Source organism: Variovorax sp. LjRoot84 (assembly GCF_964254305.1).
In the GTDB taxonomy this organism is placed as follows: domain Bacteria; phylum Pseudomonadota; class Gammaproteobacteria; order Burkholderiales; family Burkholderiaceae_C; genus Variovorax.
The window spans coordinates 4,881,461-4,901,073 of record NZ_CAXUTE020000001.1 but is presented as its reverse complement, the minus strand read 5'-3'; the positions used below and the strand labels follow the sequence as shown (position 1 = coordinate 4,901,073).

General features: G+C 65.9%; 15 protein-coding genes and 2 pseudogenes. 12 read left to right on the top strand and 5 right to left on the bottom strand.

Features of this window, described 5'->3' with window-relative positions:
• Positions 1 to 439 precede the first annotated feature (439 nt).
• The 7 genes from ACSQ9I_RS24355 (at position 440) to ACSQ9I_RS24325 (ending at position 9,044) form a co-directional block, all read left to right on the top strand.
• Positions 440 to 2,020, top strand: coding sequence for an ABC transporter substrate-binding protein (locus tag ACSQ9I_RS24355; protein WP_436314757.1), 1,581 nt, complete (start codon positions 440 to 442; stop codon positions 2,018 to 2,020).
• Positions 2,021 to 2,157: 137 nt separating this feature from the next.
• Positions 2,158 to 3,138, top strand: coding sequence for an ABC transporter permease (locus ACSQ9I_RS24350; RefSeq protein WP_093109654.1), 981 nt, complete (start codon positions 2,158 to 2,160; stop codon positions 3,136 to 3,138).
• Complete coding sequence (locus ACSQ9I_RS24345) at positions 3,138 to 4,391, top strand: M20 aminoacylase family protein (protein WP_436314756.1); 1,254 nt, start codon at positions 3,138 to 3,140, stop codon at positions 4,389 to 4,391. The genes ACSQ9I_RS24350 and ACSQ9I_RS24345 overlap by 1 nt, the downstream gene beginning before the upstream one ends.
• A 26-nt stretch (positions 4,392 to 4,417) precedes the next feature.
• Positions 4,418 to 5,992, top strand: coding sequence for an ABC transporter substrate-binding protein (locus ACSQ9I_RS24340; RefSeq protein WP_436314755.1), 1,575 nt, complete (start codon positions 4,418 to 4,420; stop codon positions 5,990 to 5,992).
• A 127-nt stretch (positions 5,993 to 6,119) separates the two neighbouring features.
• Complete coding sequence (locus tag ACSQ9I_RS24335; protein ID WP_093109651.1) at positions 6,120 to 7,031, top strand: ABC transporter permease; 912 nt, start codon at positions 6,120 to 6,122, stop codon at positions 7,029 to 7,031.
• A 19-nt stretch (positions 7,032 to 7,050) separates the two neighbouring features.
• Positions 7,051 to 8,043 (top strand): ABC transporter ATP-binding protein, encoded by a 993-nt coding sequence (locus tag ACSQ9I_RS24330; protein ID WP_436314754.1) that lies wholly within the window; start codon positions 7,051 to 7,053, stop codon positions 8,041 to 8,043.
• Positions 8,044 to 8,051: 8 nt separating this feature from the next.
• On the top strand, positions 8,052 to 9,044 hold the full coding sequence (locus ACSQ9I_RS24325; protein WP_436305288.1) for an ABC transporter ATP-binding protein: 993 nt from the start codon (positions 8,052 to 8,054) through the stop codon (positions 9,042 to 9,044).
• 112 nt (positions 9,045 to 9,156) lie between these two features.
• Here ACSQ9I_RS24325 and zwf read toward each other — a convergent pair whose 3' ends face one another.
• Complete coding sequence (gene zwf, locus ACSQ9I_RS24320) at positions 9,157 to 10,626, bottom strand: glucose-6-phosphate dehydrogenase (protein WP_436314753.1); 1,470 nt, start codon at positions 10,624 to 10,626, stop codon at positions 9,157 to 9,159.
• Positions 10,627 to 10,760: 134 nt separating this feature from the next.
• Between zwf and ACSQ9I_RS24315 the strand changes: the two genes are divergently transcribed.
• Positions 10,761 to 11,426, top strand: a complete 666-nt coding sequence (locus ACSQ9I_RS24315; RefSeq protein ID WP_436314752.1) for an HAD family hydrolase — start codon at positions 10,761 to 10,763, stop codon at positions 11,424 to 11,426.
• Here ACSQ9I_RS24315 and ACSQ9I_RS24310 read toward each other — a convergent pair.
• The gene (locus ACSQ9I_RS24310) at positions 11,372 to 12,046 is read right to left on the bottom strand and encodes a lipocalin family protein (RefSeq protein WP_436314751.1); all 675 of its coding nucleotides are present in this window, start codon (positions 12,044 to 12,046) and stop codon (positions 11,372 to 11,374) included. The genes ACSQ9I_RS24315 and ACSQ9I_RS24310 overlap by 55 nt on opposite strands.
• A gap of 105 nt (positions 12,047 to 12,151) precedes the next feature.
• Between ACSQ9I_RS24310 and tal the strand changes: the two genes are divergently transcribed.
• The 3 genes and pseudogenes from tal to ACSQ9I_RS24295 all read left to right on the top strand — a co-directional run bounded on the left by tal (position 12,152) and on the right by ACSQ9I_RS24295 (position 15,076).
• Positions 12,152 to 13,105, top strand: a complete 954-nt coding sequence (gene tal / locus ACSQ9I_RS24305) for a transaldolase (protein ID WP_436305284.1) — start codon at positions 12,152 to 12,154, stop codon at positions 13,103 to 13,105.
• Positions 13,102 to 14,653 (top strand): annotated as a pseudogene (gene pgi, locus ACSQ9I_RS24300) (glucose-6-phosphate isomerase). Before tal ends, pgi begins: the two are co-directional and overlap by 4 nt.
• Before the next feature lie 84 nt (positions 14,654 to 14,737).
• The gene (locus ACSQ9I_RS24295; RefSeq protein ID WP_093109640.1) at positions 14,738 to 15,076 is read left to right on the top strand and encodes a DUF805 domain-containing protein; all 339 of its coding nucleotides are present in this window, start codon (positions 14,738 to 14,740) and stop codon (positions 15,074 to 15,076) included.
• 79 nt (positions 15,077 to 15,155) lie between these two features.
• Here ACSQ9I_RS24295 and groL read toward each other — a convergent pair whose 3' ends face one another.
• The gene (gene groL, locus ACSQ9I_RS24290) at positions 15,156 to 16,808 is read right to left on the bottom strand and encodes a chaperonin GroEL (protein WP_093109639.1); all 1,653 of its coding nucleotides are present in this window, start codon (positions 16,806 to 16,808) and stop codon (positions 15,156 to 15,158) included.
• A 32-nt stretch (positions 16,809 to 16,840) separates the two neighbouring features.
• The gene (gene groES, locus ACSQ9I_RS24285; protein WP_093109638.1) at positions 16,841 to 17,131 is read right to left on the bottom strand and encodes a co-chaperone GroES; all 291 of its coding nucleotides are present in this window, start codon (positions 17,129 to 17,131) and stop codon (positions 16,841 to 16,843) included.
• A gap of 763 nt (positions 17,132 to 17,894) precedes the next feature.
• Between groES and ACSQ9I_RS24280 the strand changes: the two genes are divergently transcribed.
• A complete protein-coding gene (locus tag ACSQ9I_RS24280; protein WP_436314750.1) occupies positions 17,895 to 18,881 on the top strand; it encodes a methyltransferase in 987 nt (328 codons plus the stop codon).
• Here ACSQ9I_RS24280 and ACSQ9I_RS24275 read toward each other — a convergent pair.
• Positions 18,855 to 19,457, bottom strand: a pseudogene (locus ACSQ9I_RS24275) (IS5 family transposase); the annotation flags it as partial. The gene ACSQ9I_RS24280 and the pseudogene ACSQ9I_RS24275 overlap by 27 nt on opposite strands.
• Positions 19,458 to 19,613: the final 156 nt, after the last annotated feature.

Sequence of the window (19,613 nt, the reverse complement as noted above, 5' to 3'; positions counted from 1 at the left end):
AGTGACGAGGTATGCCGACCGGAAGTGCAATGCATCAGAAGTCCGCGCAAGCGGAGCGACCGACGTAAGGGCGCGGTGAAGCCGCGTCTGAACGTAGGCGTGATGAAGCACAGCCGTCGGGGCATGACCAGACGCACTGGGGGCCAGAGGACCTGCTGGGGCAGGCACTGGCACAGCAGAACATGGCGGCGGCGTGGAAACGCGTCAAAGCCAACAAGGGGAGCGCCGGCGTCGATGGACGCACGGTGTGGTGGTGGACGTGGACTTGGAGAAATTCTTTGACCGCGTGAATCACGACATCCTGATGGGATCGGCCCCTATCCCGATTGCTCGGGCTTTCTCGAACAGGGATATCCCTCGGGTCGGCGTTCTCCCGTGTCCGAAGCTGGCCCGGCTGTTGCATAGTCCGCGTTTTGCACTTTGTGACGGATGGTTAACCATGGATTCCAAGCGCGTATTGATTCCTGTCGCCCTCGCGGCCTTTGTGTTGGCGGCGCCCGCGCTGCATGCGAAGACTTTCAAATGGACGAGCGCGAGCGACATTCCGACGCTCGACATCCATTCTCAGAACAACGCACTGGGCAATGGCGTCCATGCCGCCATCTACGACTCGCTGGTCTACTACAACAGCAAGACATTCAAACCTGAGCCCCAACTCGCGTCCAGCTGGAAGCTCGTGACACCGACCCAGATGCGCTTCACCCTGCGCAGCGGCGTCAAGTTCAGCGACGGCTCGACGCTGACGCCCGAGGACGTGGTGTATTCGCTGACCCGCGCGATGGCCAAGACTTCCAACTACGCGGTCTACGCCCAGGGCATCGACAAGGTGGTCAAGATCGATGCGAATACGGTCGATGTCCTCCTCAAGGGCCCCAATCCCGTGCTGCTGAATCAGCTGACGGAGCTCCGCATCATGAGCAAGGCCTGGGCGGAGAAGAACAAGTCGGTCGAGCCGAAGGACATCAAGACGCCTGAGGAGAGCTACGCCCACCGCAACGCCATGGGCACCGGCCCGTACATGGTCAAGGAATGGCAGCCGGACCAGCGCCTGGTTCTTGTGCAGAACCCCAACTACTGGGGCAAGAACGATACGAACGTGACAGAGGTGATCTACAGCCCGATCAAGTCCGAGGCCACGCGTGTCGCGGCGCTGCTTTCGGGCGAGATCGACTTCGTACTGGATCCGAGCCCGCAGGATCTGGGGCGCCTGCGCCAGAGCGGCAATCTAAAGGTCATCGATGGCGTCGAAAACCGCACCATCTTCTTCGGCATGGACCAGTTCCGCGACGAGTTGCCCGGCTCCAACGTGAAGGGCAAGAATCCACTGAAAGACCAGCGCGTCCGCAAGGCGCTCTACCAGGCTATCGACAGCGCGAGCCTCAATCGCGTGACGATGCGGGGCCTGAGCCAGCCCACCGGTGGGCTGGTGGCGCCGCAGGTCAACGGCTGGAGCGAAGGTGTGCACAAGCGCCATCCCTACGATGTGGAGGCCGCCAAGAAGCTGCTGGCCGATGCGGGCTACCCCAACGGCTTCGAGGTCGATTTCGCCTGCCCCAACAACCGCTACATCAACGATGAGGAAATCTGCCAGGCCGTGACCGCGATGTGGGCGCGCGTGGGCGTCAAGGCGAAGCTTCGCACGCTGCCGCTGGTGACCTATTTCCCGATGATCCAGCGCTATGAAGCCAGCATCTACATGCTGGGCTGGGGCGTGCCCACCTTCGATGCGCTCTACAGCCTGCAGTCGCTCACGCGCAGCGTGGGCAGCGGGGGCGACGGCAACTACAACGTCGGCCGCTACAGCAATCCGAAGATGGACCAGATCATCGATCGCGTGAAGACGGAAACCGATCTCCCGGTGCGCGACCGCCTGCTGACCGAGGCGCTGCAGTTGCAGAACGACGACGTATCCCACATTCCGCTGCACAACCAGATCATTCCCTGGGCCATGAAGAAGAACATCGACGTGATCCATCGCGCCGACAACCGGCTCAACTGGCGCGTCATCAAGGTGAACTGACGCGCTGCAAAGCGTTTGCTGCAGGCGCCTCGTCGCGCCTCGTTTTTGGCTCGGCTTCGAGCAAGGTGCAACCCGGGGAACCACCTCTTGGGCACGCACCTTGCTCTGCTAGCATCGTTGAACACATGCTTTGCTGAATGATTGCTTTCGTACTGCGCCGCCTGATCCAGGCCGTGATCGTCATGATCACGGTCGCCTTCTTCGCCTTCCTCCTTTTCCAGTACGTGGGCGATCCCGTGGTGTTCCTGCTCGGTCAGGACGCAACGCCCGAGCAGGTTCGTGAACTGCGTATCGGCCTCGGGCTCGACAAGCCCTTTTTCGTGCAGTTCTGGCATTTCCTCGTCAATGCCGCGCAAGGCGAATTCGGGTTGAGCCTGCGGCAAGGCAGCAAGGTCTCGCGGCTGATCGGCGAACGCTTCCCGGCCACGCTCGAACTGGCGCTGGCTGCGGCCTTCCTGGCCTTGCTGATCGGTATCCCGATGGGGGTCTATACGGCGCTGCGCCGCGGCACCTTCATGAGCCAGGTGTTCATGACGATCTCCCTGCTTGGCGTCTCGCTGCCCACCTTCCTGATCGGCATCCTGCTGATTCTTGTCTTTGCCGTGCTGCTCGGCTGGTTCCCGAGCTTCGGGCGCGGAGAAACGGTGCAGATCGGCTGGTGGAGCACAGGCCTTCTGCGAGTCGACGGCTGGCACCACATCGTGCTGCCGGCGGTCACGCTCGCCATCTTCCAGCTCACCCTGATCATGCGGCTGGTGCGCGCCGAAATGCTCGAGGTGCTGCGCACCGACTACATCAAGTTCGCACGCGCCCGCGGCCTGTCGGATCGGGTCATCCATTTCGGCCACGCGCTCAAGAACACACTGGTGCCGGTGATGACCATCACGGGCCTCCAACTGGGCGGTCTGATCGCTTTCGCGATCATCACCGAGTCCGTCTTCCAGTGGCCCGGTATGGGGCTGCTGTTCATCCAGGCCGTGACCTTCGCCGACATTCCGGTGATGGCCGCCTACCTGTGTCTGATCGCGCTGATTTTCGTCGTCATCAACCTGGTGGTCGACCTGCTCTATTTCGTGGTCGATCCGCGCCTGCGCATCGGCCGCGCGGGAGGCCACTGATGAGCGAGGCACGTCTGCAGGCGAACGGCAGGGCGTTCGCGCACATCGCGCGCTTCTATCCGGAGATCACCGCCTTCCGGCGCGACCTGCATGCGCATCCCGAACTCGGCTTCGAGGAGGTCTACACGGCCGGCCGCGTCCAGGAAGCGCTTCGGGCCTGCGGCGTCGACGAGATCCATCCCGGCATCGGGAAGACCGGCGTGGTCGGCGTGATCCGCGGCCGGTCCACGGCCAGCCGCCGCATGATCGGCCTTCGCGCAGACATGGACGCCTTGCCGATGCGGGAGGAAAACGACTTCGCTTGGGCGTCGGCCAAGCAGGGCTTGATGCACGGCTGCGGGCATGACGGCCACACCGCCATGCTGGTCGGGGCAGCGCGCTACCTCGCCGAAACTCGCGACTTCGACGGCACCGCGATCCTGATCTTCCAGCCGGGCGAGGAGGGCTTTGCCGGCGCGCGCGCAATGATCGAAGAGGGCCTGTTCGACCGTTTCCCCGTGCAGTCGGTCTATGCGATGCACAACTGGCCCGGCCTGCCGGCCGGCACGGTGGGCATCAACCGCGGCGCGATGATGGCGGCCGCCGATCGCATCACGATCGAAATCGCCGGCAAGGGCGGCCACGGCGCGCATGCCTATCTCACGGTCGATCCGGTGCTGGTGTCCGCACACATTATCACCGCGGTGCAGAGCATCGTGTCGCGCAACGTGCGCCCGATCGACGCGGCAGTGATCAGCATCTGCGCCGTCCAGGCCGGCGACCTCGGCGCCATGAGCGTGGTGCCGGGCAAGGCCGTGCTGGTGGGCACCGTGCGGACCTTCAGCGCCCGGGTGCAGGCGCAGGTCGAGCAAAGGCTCGTGGAGCTGTGCGCCGCGGTCGCTTCCGGCTTCGGTGCCACGGCGCAGGTGAAGTTCGAACGCATCTATCCCGCCACCATCAACACGGCGCCCGAAGCGATGTTCGCCGGCGACGTCGCGCAATCGCTGGTGGGCGCGCACAACGTCGAGCGCAACATGGAGCCCAGCATGGGCGCCGAAGATTTCTCCTTCATGTTGCAGAAGAAGGCGGGCGCCTACATGCGCATCGGGCAGGACGCCCGCGGCGGCGCTTTCCTGCACAACAGCAAATACGATTTCAACGACGAGATCCTGCCGCTCGGTGCCGCATTGCATGCCGGCCTGATCGAGCAGGGCATGCCACTGGCCGCTGCCGGCAAATCCACCAAGAACAAAGTCGCCTCGACGGCGTCCTGATCCCTTCAACCCGAGGAGTGCTTCTCATGAATCTGAAGAAACAACTGGCCGCAGCGGCCGTGCTGAGCGCCTTGAGCCTGGTGGCCAGCGCACAGACCATCCGGATCGCGAACCAAGGCGACGCGCTCTCGCTCGATCCGCATTCGCTCAACGAATCGTTGCAGCTCTCCGTCACTTCCAACGTCTACGAGACCCTGGTCGGACGCAACAAGGATCTGAGCCTGGCGCCCTTGCTGGCCACGTCCTGGAAGCAGAGCTCGCCGACCGTCTGGCGTTTCGAGCTGCGCAAGGGCGTGCAGTTCCACGACGGCACGCCGTTCACCGCCGACGACGTGGTGTTCAGCTTCCGCCGCGCCGCGGGCGAAGGCTCCGACATGAAGGCCCACGTGAGCGAGATCAAGGAAGTCCGCAAGGCGGGCGACTCCGCCATCGAGATCGAGACCATGGGAGCGTTTCCGATCCTGCCCGACGTGATCACCAATATCATGATCATGAGCAAGAAGTGGTGCGAGACCAACCAGGCGACCAACCCGGTCGATCGCCGCAAGGGCATCGAGAACACGGCCTCGTTCAAGGCCAACGGAACCGGCCCGTTCCGCGTGCGCGAGCGCCAGCCGAACGTGCGCACCGCCTTCGTTCGCAACGCAAGCTACTGGGGCAAGATCGACGGCAACGCGCAGGAGATCGTCTTCACGCCCATCGCCAACCCCGCAACGCGCGTTGCGGCGCTGGTCTCGGGCGAGGTCGACGTGATGGAGCCGGTGCCGGTTCAGGACGTGGCGCGCATCAACAGCAGCCCCAGTGCCCGCGTGATCGCGGGCCCGGAACTGCGCACCATCTTCCTGGGTATGGACCAGAAGCGCGACGAGTTGCAGTACTCCAGCGTCAAGGGCAAGAACCCGTTCAAGGACAAGCGCGTGCGCCAGGCTTTCTACGAGGCCATCGACATCAATGGCATCCAGCGCACCGTGATGCGCGGCGCTTCGCGTCCCACCGGGCTGATGGTCGGCCCCGGCGTCAACGGCTGGACCGCCGAGCAGGACAAGCGCCTGCCCTACGACACAGAGGCAGCCAAGAAGCTCCTGGCCGATGCCGGCTACCCGAACGGCTTCGAGGTCACGATGAACTGCCCGAACGACCGCTACGTGAACGACGGCCAGATCTGCCAGAGCGTGGCTGCGAGCCTGGCGCGCATCGGCGTCAAGATCAACCTCGCCACCGAAACCAAGGGCACCTACTTCCCCAAGATCCTGCGCCGCGACACCAGCTTCTACCTGCTGGGCTGGACGCCGACCACCTACGATGCCCACAACGCCTTGAGTTCGTTGACGGCCTGTCCCGACGACAAGGGCACCGGGCAGTTCAACCTCGGCGCCTACTGCAATCCGAAGCTCGACGAGGTCACCAAGAAGATCCAGTCCGAGACCGACAAGGCCAAGCGCAACGAACTGATCAAGGAGGCTTTCAAGATCCATTCGGACGACATTGGCCACCTTCCGCTGCACCAGCAGTCGCTCGCCTGGGGCGTGAGCAAGAAGGTCGAGCTCACCCAGCTGGCCGACAACTTCATGTTCTTCAAGTGGATGAGCATCAAGCCCTGAAAAAATGACGGCCCCCCGGCTTGCCACTTCGTGTGCTTCGCCACCGCCCGAGGGGGAGGCTCGGCCGCCTTGGGGCGGCCCGGCGGCGGCCTAGTCTGCGCCCCGCGGAATTCGCTCCCACAACCCGATGAAAAAAACCTTAGCCCGCTGGCTGGACAGTGATGTCGGCCACAGCTTTCGCAGCTCGCCGGTCGCGATGCTGGCCGCCGCGATCGCCTTCGTCTGCATCTTCTGCTCGGTGTTCGCCGGCTGGGTGTCGCCGCACAACCCCTTCGACCTGGCCGCGCTCGAGCTCGGCGATGCGCGCCTGCCGCCCGCCTGGGAGTCCGAGGGCACACGCAAGTACCTGCTCGGCACCGACGACCAGGGCCGCGACATCCTTTCTGCGCTGATCTACGGTGCGCGCATCTCGCTGGTCGTCGGCCTCGTGTCGGTGATGCTCTCGGTCATCGTCGGCGTGCTGTTCGGACTCCTGGCCGGCTTCTGGGGCGGCTGGCTCGACGCCTTCCTGATGCGGGTGTGCGACGTGATGCTGTCCTTCCCGCCGATCCTGGTCGCCTTGCTGATCGCCGGCGTCGGCCGTGCCTTGTTTCCGAATGCGCACGACTCGGTGGCCTTCGGCGTCCTGATCATTTCGATCTCGCTCACCGGCTGGGTGCAGTACGCGCGCACCGTGCGCGGTTCCACGCTGGTCGAGCGCAACAAGGAATACGTGCAGGCGGCCCGCGTGACCGGCGTGTCCCCCTGGCGCATCATGGTGCGCCACGTGCTGCCGAACGTGATGGGCCCGGTGCTGGTGCTGGCGACCATCCAGGTCGCCACGGCCATCATCACCGAGGCCACGCTGTCCTTCCTGGGCGTCGGCGTACCGCCGACTTCGCCCTCGCTGGGCACGCTGATCCGCGTCGGCAACGACTACCTGTTCTCGGGCGAATGGTGGATCACCGTGTTCCCGGGCGCGATGCTGGTCCTGATCGCGCTCAGCGTGAACCTGCTGGGCGACTGGTTGCGCGACGCCCTCAACCCACGCTTGCGCTGAAGAAGGTGGAGCACCGCACATGAGCCTTCTGCAAGTCAACCATCTGGTCGTCGAATTCCCGCACCGGCGCGGCACGCTGCGCGCGCTGGACGACATCTCCTTCGAGATCGCACCCGGCGAAATCCTCGGCGTGGTCGGCGAATCCGGCGCCGGAAAATCGCTCACCGGCGCGGCCATCATCGGTCTGCTCGAGCCGCCGGGGCGCGTCGCCAGCGGCGAGATCCGCCTCGAAGGGCAGCGCATCGACAACCTGGGCCACGAGGCCATGCGCCACATCCGCGGCCGCAAGATCGGCGCCATCTTCCAGGACCCGCTGACCTCGCTGAACCCGCTCTACACCATCGGGCGGCAATTGACGGAGACCATCCGCACCCACCTGCCCGTGAGCCAGGAAGAAGCGCGTCGGCGCGCCATCGGCCTCTTGCAGGACACCGGCATCCCGGGTGCCGAGCAGCGCATCGACCACTATCCGCACCAGTTCTCCGGCGGCATGCGCCAGCGCGTGGTGATTGCGCTCGCGCTGGCGGCCGAGCCGAAGCTGATCGTCGCCGACGAGCCCACCACCGCGCTGGACGTGTCGATCCAGGCGCAGATCATCCAGTTGCTCAAGAAGATCTGCAAGGACCGCGGCGCCGCCGTCATGCTGATCACCCACGACATGGGCGTGATCGCCGAGACCTGCGATCGCGTGGCGGTGATGTACGCCGGCCGCGTGGCCGAGATAGGACCGGTGCAGGAGGTGATCCACCAGCCCGCGCATCCCTACACCTCGGGCCTCATGGCCGCCATCCCCGACATGACGATGGACCGCGAACGCCTCAACCAGATCGACGGCGCCATGCCCCGCCTCAATGCCATCCCGCGCGGATGCGCCTACAACCCGCGTTGCCCCCGCGTCTTCGACCGCTGCCTGCAAGAGCGGCCCGACCTGCTCAACGCGGGCGCGAACCGCGCTGCCTGCTGGCTGCACGCTGCGCGCAGCGCGGCGCCGATCGACGGGATTGCGGCATGAGCGCCCCGATGAGCGCACTGGTCCAGGCGAACGATCTCGCCAAGAGCTTCGACGTCTCGCCGCCCTGGCTCAACCGCGTGCTCGAACGCAAGCCGCGGGTGCTGCTCAATGCCGTCGACGGCGTGAGCTTCTCCATCGAGCGCGGCAAGACGCTCGCGCTGGTGGGCGAATCGGGCTGCGGCAAGAGCACCGTCGCGCGCCTGCTGGTGGGCCTGTACGAGCCCACCCGCGGCGGCATGCACTTCGACGGCCAGGACGCGCATGCCGCCTTCAAGACCGCCGAGGGGCGCAAGCTGCGCCGGCGCATCCAGATGATCTTCCAGGATCCCTACGCGAGCCTCAACCCGCGCTGGATCGTCGAGGACATCGTCGGCGAGCCGCTGCGCGAGCACGAGATCCTCAAGGAAGGCCCGGCGCTCAAGGCGCGCGTGGGCGAGCTGCTGCAATCGGTCGGCCTGAGCCCGCTGGACATGGTGAAGTACCCGCACCAGTTCTCCGGCGGCCAGCGCCAGCGCATCTCGATCGCGCGGGCGCTCGCCACCCAGCCCGAATTCCTGGTGTGCGACGAGCCCACCTCGGCGCTGGACGTGAGCGTGCAGGCCCAGGTGCTCAACATCATGAAGGACCTGCAGCGCGAGCGCGGCCTGACCTACCTCTTCATCTCGCATAACCTCGCGGTGGTGCGCCACGTGGCCGACCAGGTCGGCGTGATGTACCTGGGCCGGCTGGTCGAGGTGGCGGACAAGGCCAAGCTCTTCAGCGACCCGCAGCACCCCTACACGCGCATGCTGCTGGAGGCGATTCCGAAGATGAAGCACGCCGGCGAGCGGCGCACGCCGGTGCAGGGCGAGGTGCCGAACCCGCTCAATCCGCCCACCGGCTGCACCTTCCATCCGCGCTGTCCGCATGCCAACGCGCGCTGCAAGGCCGAACGGCCGCCGCTGCAGATGCTGCGCGGCGTGCAGGTGGCCTGCCACGCCGTCGAAGAAGGCCGGATCTAGCGCCCCATTCCAGAAACACCGCGGAACCGGCTGCGCCGGGCCGCTGGTGTTGCCCCCTGCAAGGGGGTTGGCGAAGCGACACGAAGTGCGCGCAGCCTGGGGGTGTGCTCAGCTACTGCTCTTCGCTCCAGGCGAAGCCGTCGCGCGCGATCATCGCGCTCGATGCACTCGGCCCCCAGGTGCCCGCTGCGTAAGGGCGCGGCACGCCGTCCGAGGCCCAGCTGTCGATCAGCGGCTCGACCCAGCGCCACGCCTCTTCCTGCTCGTCGCTGCGCACGAACAGGTTGAGCCGGCCGTCGATCACGTCGAGCAGCAGGCGTTCGTAGGCACCCACGCGCTCGGCGCCGAAGCGCTTGTCGAAGTCGAGGTCCAGCTGCACCGGTGCGAGCTGCGGGCCGGCACGGCGGTTGCCGTTGCGCTGGCGGTTGTCCTGCGCCTGCGCGAGCATGTGCAGCTCCAGGCCGTCCTTGGGCTGGAGGTTGATCACGAGCTTGTTGACCGCGCTGGGCGGCGCGCGAAAGATCGCATGCGGCGTCGGCCTGAAGTTGACCTCGATGCGCGCATCGCGCGAGGCCAGCCGCTTGCCGGTGCGGATGTAGAGCGGCACGCCGGCCCAGCGCCAGTTGGCGATCTCGGTGCGCAGCGCGACGAAGGTCTCGGTGCGGCTCTCGGCGTCCACGCCAGGCTCGTCGCGGTAGCCCGGCACGCGCTCGCCGTAGGCCGTGCCCGAGGTGTATTGCCCGCGGATCGCGTGCAGGCCGATCGACTCCGCAGTCCACGGCTTCAGCGCGCGCAGCACCTTCAGTTTTTCGTCGCGGATCGCGTCGGCATGCGCATTGATCGGCGGCTCCATGCCGATCGCGCAGACCAGCTGCAGCGCGTGGTTCTGCACCATGTCGCGCAGCGCCCCGGTCTGGTCGTAGAAGGCGCCGCGCTTCTCGACGCCCAGGTCTTCGGCGATCGTGATCTGGATGTTGGCGATGTGCTCGCGGCGCCAGATCGGCTCGAACAGCGCGTTGCCGAAGCGCATCGCGAACAGGTTCTGCACCGAGGGCTTGCCCAGGTAGTGGTCGATGCGGAACACCTGGTGCTCGTCCAGCACCTTGCACACCGCCTTGTTGATGGCCCGGTTCGACGCCAGGTCGTGGCCCAGCGGCTTTTCGAGAACGACGCGCGTCTGCGGGCCGTTGAGCCCGGCCGCGGCGATCTGTTGCACCACCTGCGTGAAGAGCGCCGGTGCCGTCGCGAGGTACATCACGACGGTGGTGGCGTCGCGGGTCTTGAGCAGGTCGGCGAGCTTGGCGTAGTCCTCGGCCTTCGACAGGTCCATGCGCAGGTAGTACAGCATCGAGGCGAACTTCTTGAACTCCTCGGGCGTCGGCCGCTTGGCACCCTCGACCGCCTCGAAGCGCGACTGGATCAGCTCGCGATAGCCGTCGTCGGAAAGATCGTCGCGCGCGACGCCGATGATGCGGCCGTCTTCGGGCAGGCTGCCGTGCCGGAAGGCCTGGAACAACGCCGGCATCAGCTTGCGCCACGCGAGGTCGCCGGTACCGCCGAAGAGGACAAGATCGAAACTCATGGATAAATCCGTGTTGTCATGAAATGCCGAGCAGGAGCGTCTGCCTGCGAATGGTAATGGACCGCTCGGGGCTCTACGACTTCGGGTACGCTCCGAGCCGGCCCCCGGGGCCATTTTTTCTTGGACTCGACGGTATGAAGAATGTGGTGTTCGATCTCGGCGCGGTGCTGCTGAGCTGGGAGCCGGTATCGCTGGTGCATGCGGAGTTCGCGCACCTGGCGCCCACGGCCGAAGCCGCCCATGCGCTCGCGCGCGAGATGTTCCATCACGAGGACTGGCTGGGTTTCGATCGCGGCACGCACAGCCTCGACGATGCTATCGGTCGCATGGCGCTGCGCCTTTCGCTGCCAGTCGACCGGCTCAACGAGGCGCTGGCGCCCATGGGCGAGCGCCTGGAGCCGATCGCCGTCACCATCGATGTGCTCGACGGGCTGCGCGCGCGCCGCGATGCGGGCGAGGACCTGCGGCTCTACTACCTCTCCAACATGCCGGCGCCCTATGCGCGCGTGCTCGAAGAGCGCCACGCCTTTTTCCGGTGGTTCGACGGCGGCATCTTTTCGGGCGACGTGCGCATCATCAAGCCGCAGCGCGAGATCTACGAATTGCTGGCCGCGCGCTACCGGTTGGCTGCTTCGGACACCCTGTTCATCGACGACTCGCTGGCCAATGTGGTGGCTGCGCGCGAACTCGGCTGGCAGGCCATCCATTGCGAAAGGCCCAGCGCCTTGCCGGCGCAGCTCGCGGCCTACCTGCCGGTCAGCTCGACCTTGTCGACGTCGAAGCCCAGCGAGCGCGCGTAGTCGAGCTCGGCATCGAGCGCGGCGTCGTCCAGCCTCGGCGCACGCGACAGCACCCAGAGGTACTTGCGGTCCGGCGTGCCGACCAGCGCCACCTGGTAGTCGCGGTCGAGCTTCAGGATCCAGTAGTCGCCCCACACGGCGGGCAGCCAGCCGAGCCATTCGGGCGCAAAGCGCACTTCGAGGCGGCCTGCGCCCGGCTGGCCGGCAACCGGTGCCACGCGCGCCACGCCGACCGCTTCGTCGAAGCTGCCGTCGTCCAGGATGCAGCGGTTGCGAACCTCCATCTGGCCATCACCCAGCAGCGTGTACTCGGCCGTGGCCGGGCCCGCGCTCTGCTTCTGGAAGCGGTTGGGCAGGCGGGCCTGTTCGTGCCACAAGCCGGCGTAACGCTGCAGGTCGACCGGCGCTACCACCTGGAGCGGCGCGCGCATCAGCGGCGCGCCATCGGCGGGGCCGCCCACGCGTTCGGTGCGCGTCGCCCGGGCGGTCGCGAGCGCAAGCAGGGTCAGCACACCGCCCACGCAAAAGGCCGTGGCCAGCGTGCCGATCGACGCGCTGTGCGCGCGGTCATCGAACGCAGCGGCTGATGGCGACGCACGGTGGTGTCTGCGAAAAGGCATGGGAATTCCTCCGGAGGCGATCAGCGAAGGCTAGTCGCGGCCCTCGCCCGGCCCCGTCAGCCGAGGACCACACGGACTGTAGTTTTGCGGCGGGATAATGGCTGCATGAACCAACTCGATGCCCTCCGTCAATGGACCACCGTGGTGGCCGACACCGGCGATTTCCGCCAGCTGGCGCAGTTCAAGCCCCAGGACGCCACCACCAACCCCTCGCTGATCCTCAAGGCCGTGCAGAAGGCCGAGTACCGGCCGCTGCTCGACGAAGCGGTGAAGAAGCACGGCAGCCTGCCCGTCGACGAGGTGATCGACCGGATGCTGGTGCGCTTCGGCACCGAGATCCTCTCCCTCATCCCGGGCCGCGTCTCGACCGAGGTCGATGCGCGCCTGAGCTTCGACACGGCCGCCACCATCGAGCGCGCTGAGCGCATCGTGGCGCTCTACCGGGCCGAGGACGTCGAGGTCGAGAAGCGCGTGCTGATCAAGATCGCCGCCACCTGGGAAGGCATCGAAGCTGCGCGCCGGCTCGAAGCGAAGGGCATCCACACCAACCTGACCTTGCTGTTCTCGTTCGCCCAGGCGGTGGCCTGCGGCGCAGCGGGCGTCAAGCTGATCTCGCCCTTCGTCGGGCGCATCTACGACTGGCACAAGAAAGCGGCCGGAGGCAGCTGGGACGAAGCGGCGCGTTCGGGTGCCAACGATCCGGGCGTGCAATCGGTGCGCCAGATCTTCGACTACTACAAGAAGCACGGCATCGCGACCGAGGTGATGGGCGCGAGCTTCCGCAACGTGGGGCAGATCGCCGCACTCGCAGGCTGCGACCTCCTGACCATCAGCCCCGAGTTGCTGGCCGAGCTCGCGGCCAGCGAAGCGCCGCTCGCGCATGCGCTCGACGCCGAGGCCGCGAAGGCGCTCGACATTCCCCAGCTCAGGCTCGACGAGCCGGCCTTCCGCTTCGCCCTCAACGAGGACGCCATGGCCACCGAGAAGCTGGCCGAAGGCATTCGCGCCTTCGCGGCCGATGCGGTGAAGCTGGAGAAACTGATGGAGGAGGTCGCATGACGATGAAGACGCGTTGCGATCGCACGGCGGCCTGGGGCCGGTTGCAGGCGCATTACGACGCTGGCGGCCGCGACTTCGACCTGCGGCAGGCTTTTGCCGCCGACCCGCAGCGTTTTGGCGCGTTCAGCCAATCGGCGCCCCATCTCTTCGCCGACCTGTCGAAGAACCTGATCGACGCGAAGACCGAAGAACTGCTGCTGGCACTTGCGCAGGAGGCTGGATTGGAAGCGCACCGCGACGCGATGTTCGCCGGTGCGCACATCAATGCGACCGAAGACCGCGCCGTACTCCACACCCTGCTGAGAAGTCCCGCCTCCGCACCGGCGCCCGAGCAGCTCGCCAGCGCGCTGGCCGATGTCCATGCCACGCTGGCCGCGATGCTGGCCTACGCCGAAGCGGTCCGCGCCGACCACACGATCACCGACGTGGTCAACATCGGCATCGGCGGCTCCGATCTCGGCCCGCAGATGGCGGTGCGCGCCCTCGACCAGTTCGTGGCGCCGGGCAAGCGCTTCCATTTCGTCTCCAACGTGGACGGCCACGAACTCGCGCGCGTGCTGCGCGACCTGGCGCCCGAGCACACGCTGTTCCTCGTCGCCTCGAAGACCTTCACCACGGCCGAGACCATGGCCAACGCGCAGTCGGCCAAGCGCTGGTTCGAGCAGTCGGGCAGCGTCGACATCGCGCGTCATTTCGCGGCGCTCACCACCAACGTCGAGGCCGCGCGCGCCTTCGGCATCGAGACGACTTTCGGCTTCTGGGACTGGGTCGGCGGGCGCTATTCGCTGTGGTCGGCCATCGGGCTGCCGATCGCGCTGGCGATCGGCGCCGACGGCTTCCGCCGCCTGCTGGCCGGGGCCCACGCGATGGACGAGCATTTCCGCACCGCCCCGCTGGCGCAGAACCTGCCGGTGCGTCTCGGCCTGCTCGATGTCTGGTACCGCAACTTCCACCGCTTCGCAAGCCGCAGCATCGCCCCCCTACCACAGCGCGCTGCAGCGGCTGCCGGCCTACCTGCAGCAGCTCGAGATGGAAAGCAACGGCAAGCGTGTCGATGCCGGCGGCCAGGCGTTGCCCTTCGGCACCTCGCCCGTGCTGTGGGGCGAGCCCGGCACCAACGGGCAGCACGCCTATTTCCAGATGCTGCACCAGGGCACGGACGTGATCCCGCTGGAATTCATCGCCGTGCGCGATGCGGCGCACGAGCTCGAGGGCCATCATCCCAAGCTGCTGGCCAATGCACTGGCGCAGGCGCAGGCGCTTATGGTCGGGCAGCGCGACGAGGGCGGGCATCGCAATTTCCCGGGCAATCGGCCGAGCAGCTTCTTCGTCTTCGACCAGCTCGCGCCCGAGGCACTCGGCGCCTTCCTCGCACTCTACGAGCACCGGGTGTTCACCAGCGGCGCGCTTTGGGGCATCAACAGCTTCGACCAATGGGGCGTCGAGCTCGGCAAGGTGCTGGCGCGGGACATTGAACTCCGCCTGGCCTCGGGCGACACGCAGGGTCTGGACGCCTCCACGGCCGGCTTGCTCGCCCGCCTGCGCTAGCGAAGAAGGTCACCAAAGCCGGCGAACCGCCCTTTATGATGGCCGCGGGAGTTTTCCCGGGGAACTATCGAGAGGAGTTGTTCGATGAATTTTCAACAAGCCATTCAGACCTGCTTCAGCAAGTACGTCGACTTTTCGGGTCGCGGATCACGCTCCGAGTACTGGTGGTTCGTGCTCGCCTACGTCATCGTGGCCGTCGTGGCAGGCTTCATTCACGAGATCGTCTATCTCGTCGTCATCCTGGCCTTCCTGCTGCCGCTGCTGTCGGCCGGCGCGCGCCGCCTGCACGACATCGGCAAGAGCGGCTGGTGGCTGCTGATCGGCCTGATCCCGCTGGTGGGCCTGGTGCTGCTGTACTTCATGGTCCAGCCCAGCCAGCCCGAGGGCAACGAGTACGGCGCGCCGCCGCTCGCCGCTGCCTGAGTCCGGCCTCGCAAACGTAAAAAAAACCCCGCGGCTTGCGCTGCGGGGTTTTTCTATTTGGCCGGAGGCCGGGCAGACATTACATGCCCATGCCGCCCATGCCACCCATGCCGCCCATGTCGGGCATGCCGCCGCCGGCGCCGGACTCGTCCTTCGGTGCGTCGGCGACCATCGCTTCGGTCGTCAGCAGCAGGGAAGCGACCGAGGCTGCGTTCTGCAGCGCGGTGCGGGTCACCTTGGTCGGGTCCAGGATGCCCAGCTCGAGCATGTCGCCGTAGGTGTCGTTCTGGGCATTGAAGCCGTAGTTGCCCTTGCCGGCCAACACGGCGTTCACCACCACGCTGGCTTCGCCGCCGGCGTTGTTGACGATCTCGCGCAGCGGCGCTTCGATGGCGCGCAGCACCAGCTTGATGCCGGCGTCCTGGTCGGCGTTGTCGCCCTTGAGCTTGTCGCCCACGGCTTGCTTGGCACGCAGCAGCGCCACGCCGCCGCCGGCCACCACGCCTTCTTCCACTGCAGCGCGGGTGGCGTGCAGGGCGTCTTCGACGCGAGCCTTCTTTTCCTTCATTTCGACTTCGGTGGCAGCGCCGACCTTGATCACGGCCACGCCGCCGGCCAGCTTGGCCACGCGCTCTTGCAGCTTCTCGCGGTCGTAGTCGCTGGTGGCTTCCTCGATCTGCACGCGCACTTGCTTCACGCGGGCTTCGATGTCGGCGGGAGCGCCGGCGCCGTCGATGATGATGGTGTTTTCCTTGCCCACTTCGATGCGCTTGGCCTGGCCCAGGTCGGCCAGCGTCACCTTCTCGAGCGTCAGGCCCACTTCTTCGGCGATGACCTTGCCGCCCGTCAGGATGGCGATGTCTTCCAGCATGGCCTTGCGGCGGTCGCCGAAGCCCGGTGCCTTGACGGCCACGACCTTCAGGATGCCGCGGATGGTGTTGACCACCAGCGTCGCCAGGGCTTCACCCTCGACTTCTTCGGCAATGATCAAAAGCGGACGGCCGGCCTTGGCGACTTGCTCCAGCGTGGGCAGCAGGTCGCGGATGTTGCTGATCTTCTTGTCGAACAGCAGCACGAAGGGGTTTTCCAGCAACGCCGATTGCTTCTCGGGGTTGTTGATGAAGTAGGGCGACAGGTAGCCGCGGTCGAACTGCATGCCTTCGACGACGTCGAGTTCGCTGTCGAGCGACTTGCCGTCTTCGACGGTGATAACGCCTTCCTTGCCGACCTTGTCCATCGCGTCGGCGATGAGCTTGCCGATGGTGTCGTCGCTGTTGGCCGAGATCGAGCCGACTTGCGCGATTTCCTTCGAGGTGGTGGTGGCCTTGGAAGCCTTCTTCAGCTCTTCGACCAGGGCAGTGACCGCCTTGTCGATGCCGCGCTTCAGGTCCATCGGGTTGATGCCGGCGGCCACGTACTTGAAGCCTTCGCGAACGATGGCCTGGGCCAGCACGGTCGCGGTGGTGGTGCCGTCGCCGGCGTTGTCCGAAGTCTTGGAGGCCACTTCCTTCACGAGCTGGGCGCCCATGTTCTGGAGCTTGTCCTTGAGTTCGATTTCCTTGGCCACGGACACGCCGTCCTTGGTCACGGTCGGGGCGCCGAAGGAGCGCTCGAGCACCACGTTGCGGCCCTTGGGGCCCAGGGTCACTTTGACTGCGTTGGCCAGGATGTTGACACCCTCGACCATGCGTGCGCGGGCTTCACCGCCGAAGACTACGTCTTTTGCTGCCATGAGATTTCTCCGAATTCAGATAGAGGGGTTGATTACTTCTCGACGACCGCGAACAGGTCGTCTTCCTTCATGACCAGCAGCTCGTCGCCATCGACCTTGACGGTCTGGCCGCTGTACTTGCCGAACAGGACGCGGTCGCCGACCTTGACGCTCATCGCGCCGAGTTCGCCCTTGTCGTTCTTCTTGCCAGGGCCGACGGCCAGCACTTCGCCCTGGTCGGGCTTCTCGGCGGCGTTGTCGGGGATCACGATGCCCGAGGCGGTCTTGGTTTCGCTTTCAATGCGCTTGACGATCACGCGATCGTGCAAAGGACGAAGTTTCATTGCATCTCCTGGATAAGAAACGGGGTTTGGTTCGGGCGCCGGCATGGTTGCCGGCTGCCCAGCCACTGGAAGCGGGGGGTTGTTAGCACTCCTCTTCAGCGAGTGCTAATCATAAGGGCATTTGGCGGGGTTTCAAGGCCCGGCGGTCCAAGGAGAGTCGAGAAGGAAGCCATGCTCAGTGTCGGTTTTTGTCGGTTTTCAACTTACCTTGAATTTTTTGCAACTTAGTTTGAATTCGCCGCCGCCCCGCTCGCCGCCTGCAGCAGCGACCCGTGGCGGGCGGCGGCCCGCCTGCAGCTGCTGGGAAGGCCACGCCAGGTGAGGGGAGGTAGTCGGGGGACTGGGCAGCGACGCTGGCTGGCGCGGCCGGCAGGGGGGCAGAATGCGGCCAATCCGCCGCTTCCGGCCGCAGAGCAGCTCCATCAATTGCTGACGGCGTGGGTCGAGCAGGGCGTTGCTCCTGATCGTGTCGAACTGAGCAACTTTGACAAGACGATCATCCAGCCAATTTGCGCCTACCCAAGAAGGTCCACCTTCCAGAACGGAGATCCGCTCATCGCTGCCAGCTATAGCTGCGCCTTGCTGTCGGGCGTATCCGTCCGGGTGATCCCACCTTGAACGGCACTCGCCGTTTGGAGCACCATATTGGAACGTGGTGGCTAAGGTCGGCGACGTGCCTCTTCGCGCGGTTCCAATCCCAGGGATCGACACGGTGGGATCGAATGCTTAAGGTGGCCGGCTGTACCAGTGAAGGAGGTGCATCATGGCCGATCGCAATCCCGCTCAGGTGCTGCGCGAGATGGCGGCGGGACACATCCTGCCGCGCTGCCTGCACACGGTGGCTGAGCTGGGCGTCGCCGACGCGCTGGACGACGCGCCACGCAGCGTTGGTCAACTCGCCGTCGCGGTCGGTGCAGACGTGGACGCCCTGCACCGCGTGCTGCGCCTGCTGGCCGCCCAGGGCCTTTTCGAGCTGCGCGGCGATGAGGTCCTGCATACACCGATGTCGCGCTTGCTGCGCACCGACCATCCGCGCTCAATGCGCCCGCTGGCGCGGATGATGGGTCTGGCGGTGCACTGGTCCAGCTATGGCCGGTTCGACCACGCGCTGCGCACCGGCCGGCCGGCGATCGAGCAGGTCGCCGAGGGCGGCCTGTGGGCGCACCTGGCCCGGCACCCGGACGAGGGCGTGATCTTCGATGCCGCGATGCAGGCGCGCTCCCAAGTTCAGGTGCCCGCCGTCGTTGGCGCATACGACTTCACACGGTTCGCCTTGATCGGCGACATCGGAGGCGGCCGAGGCCATCTACTGCGCGCCGTGCTCGACGCCGCGCCGCGGGCCACAGGCGTGCTGTTCGACCTTCCGCAGGTGCTGCGCGACGTCCAGCAGTCCGAACGCCTCTCGCTGCACCCGGGAGACTTCTTCAAGGATCCGGTGCCGGCCTGCGACGCCTACCTGCTGATGGAGGTGATCCACGACTGGGGCGACGAGGAGAGCCTCGCAATATTCCGCGCAATCCGCCGCGAGGCGCCGCCGGCTGCACGGCTGCTGATCGTCGAGTGGCTCCTGACCGACGACCCTGGCCCGCAGTGGACCAAGACGATCGACATCCACATGCTCGCCGTGGTGGGAGGCCGCCAGCGCACGCTCGACGAGTACCGTCGCCTGTTCGAGCCGGCGGGTTTCAGCTTGCAACGGGCGATTCCGACAGCTAGCGGCATCTCGATCGTCGAGGCAGTCGCCGCCTGAGTAGCGCAACTCGCTGGCGGTCTTGCCCTTGCGGTACAGACGCGCATCGCCATCGGTGCGCGAGGCGTGAGTGTCGTTGCTGCGGCTCTGGCCTTTGAAGCTGGTGCTACCCGTTGTGTTGTTGCCCGCATCATCGTCGCCGCCGTCCTTGCGCACAAAGCTCCTGTGGCTGGCCCACGCCTGAATAAGGGTGCCATCGACGCTGAAGTGCTCGCCCGACAGCCAGCCCTTGCGATCCGCGGTTTCGACGATGTGGTTGAACAGTTCGATGATCGCGTCGTGCGCGATCAGCCGTTCGCGGTTCTTGGTGAAGACGCTGGGCACCCAGACCGCATCGTCCATGGCCAAGCCAATGAACCAGCGATACAAGAGGTTGTACTGGGTCTGCTCCATGAGTTGACGCTCCGAGCGGACGCTGAAGAAGATCTGCAAGAGCATCGCGCGCAGCAGCTTCTCTGGTGCGATGCTGGGACGCCCGCCCTTGATGTCGGCCTCATACATGCCGGCGAACAGGTTGTCCATCTTGAGCAGCGCTTCATTGACCATCGCGCGGATCGGGCGCAGAGGATGATTCGCGGTGTAGGCGCAGCTGCGACAACATTTGAGCGTTGAGAGTGCCGTCCTTGAGGCGGTACGCGGTGCTACCGGGCATCAATCGGCATCCTGCGATTCCCGCGAAGCGCTTGATGGGCCACATAAGCCACCTCGCATGCTCCGGAGAGGACCTTTGTC

Excerpts from the sequence above, each read along its gene's own strand:
- ACSQ9I_RS24355 (WP_436314757.1), top strand. The coding sequence starts at position 440 with ATGGATTCCAAGCGCGTATTGATTCCTGTCGCCCTCGCGGCCTTTGTG.
- ACSQ9I_RS24350 (WP_093109654.1), top strand. The coding sequence starts at position 2,158 with ATGATTGCTTTCGTACTGCGCCGCCTGATCCAGGCCGTGATCGTCATG.
- ACSQ9I_RS24345 (WP_436314756.1), top strand. The coding sequence starts at position 3,138 with ATGAGCGAGGCACGTCTGCAGGCGAACGGCAGGGCGTTCGCGCACATC.
- ACSQ9I_RS24340 (WP_436314755.1), top strand. The coding sequence starts at position 4,418 with ATGAATCTGAAGAAACAACTGGCCGCAGCGGCCGTGCTGAGCGCCTTG.
- ACSQ9I_RS24335 (WP_093109651.1), top strand. The coding sequence starts at position 6,120 with ATGAAAAAAACCTTAGCCCGCTGGCTGGACAGTGATGTCGGCCACAGC.
- ACSQ9I_RS24330 (WP_436314754.1), top strand. The coding sequence starts at position 7,051 with ATGAGCCTTCTGCAAGTCAACCATCTGGTCGTCGAATTCCCGCACCGG.
- ACSQ9I_RS24325 (WP_436305288.1), top strand. The coding sequence starts at position 8,052 with ATGAGCGCACTGGTCCAGGCGAACGATCTCGCCAAGAGCTTCGACGTC.
- zwf (WP_436314753.1), bottom strand. The coding sequence starts at position 10,626 with ATGAGTTTCGATCTTGTCCTCTTCGGCGGTACCGGCGACCTCGCGTGG.
- ACSQ9I_RS24315 (WP_436314752.1), top strand. The coding sequence starts at position 10,761 with ATGAAGAATGTGGTGTTCGATCTCGGCGCGGTGCTGCTGAGCTGGGAG.
- ACSQ9I_RS24310 (WP_436314751.1), bottom strand. The coding sequence starts at position 12,046 with ATGCCTTTTCGCAGACACCACCGTGCGTCGCCATCAGCCGCTGCGTTC.
- tal (WP_436305284.1), top strand. The coding sequence starts at position 12,152 with ATGAACCAACTCGATGCCCTCCGTCAATGGACCACCGTGGTGGCCGAC.
- ACSQ9I_RS24295 (WP_093109640.1), top strand. The coding sequence starts at position 14,738 with ATGAATTTTCAACAAGCCATTCAGACCTGCTTCAGCAAGTACGTCGAC.
- groL (WP_093109639.1), bottom strand. The coding sequence starts at position 16,808 with ATGGCAGCAAAAGACGTAGTCTTCGGCGGTGAAGCCCGCGCACGCATG.
- groES (WP_093109638.1), bottom strand. The coding sequence starts at position 17,131 with ATGAAACTTCGTCCTTTGCACGATCGCGTGATCGTCAAGCGCATTGAA.
- ACSQ9I_RS24280 (WP_436314750.1), top strand. The coding sequence starts at position 17,895 with ATGGCCGATCGCAATCCCGCTCAGGTGCTGCGCGAGATGGCGGCGGGA.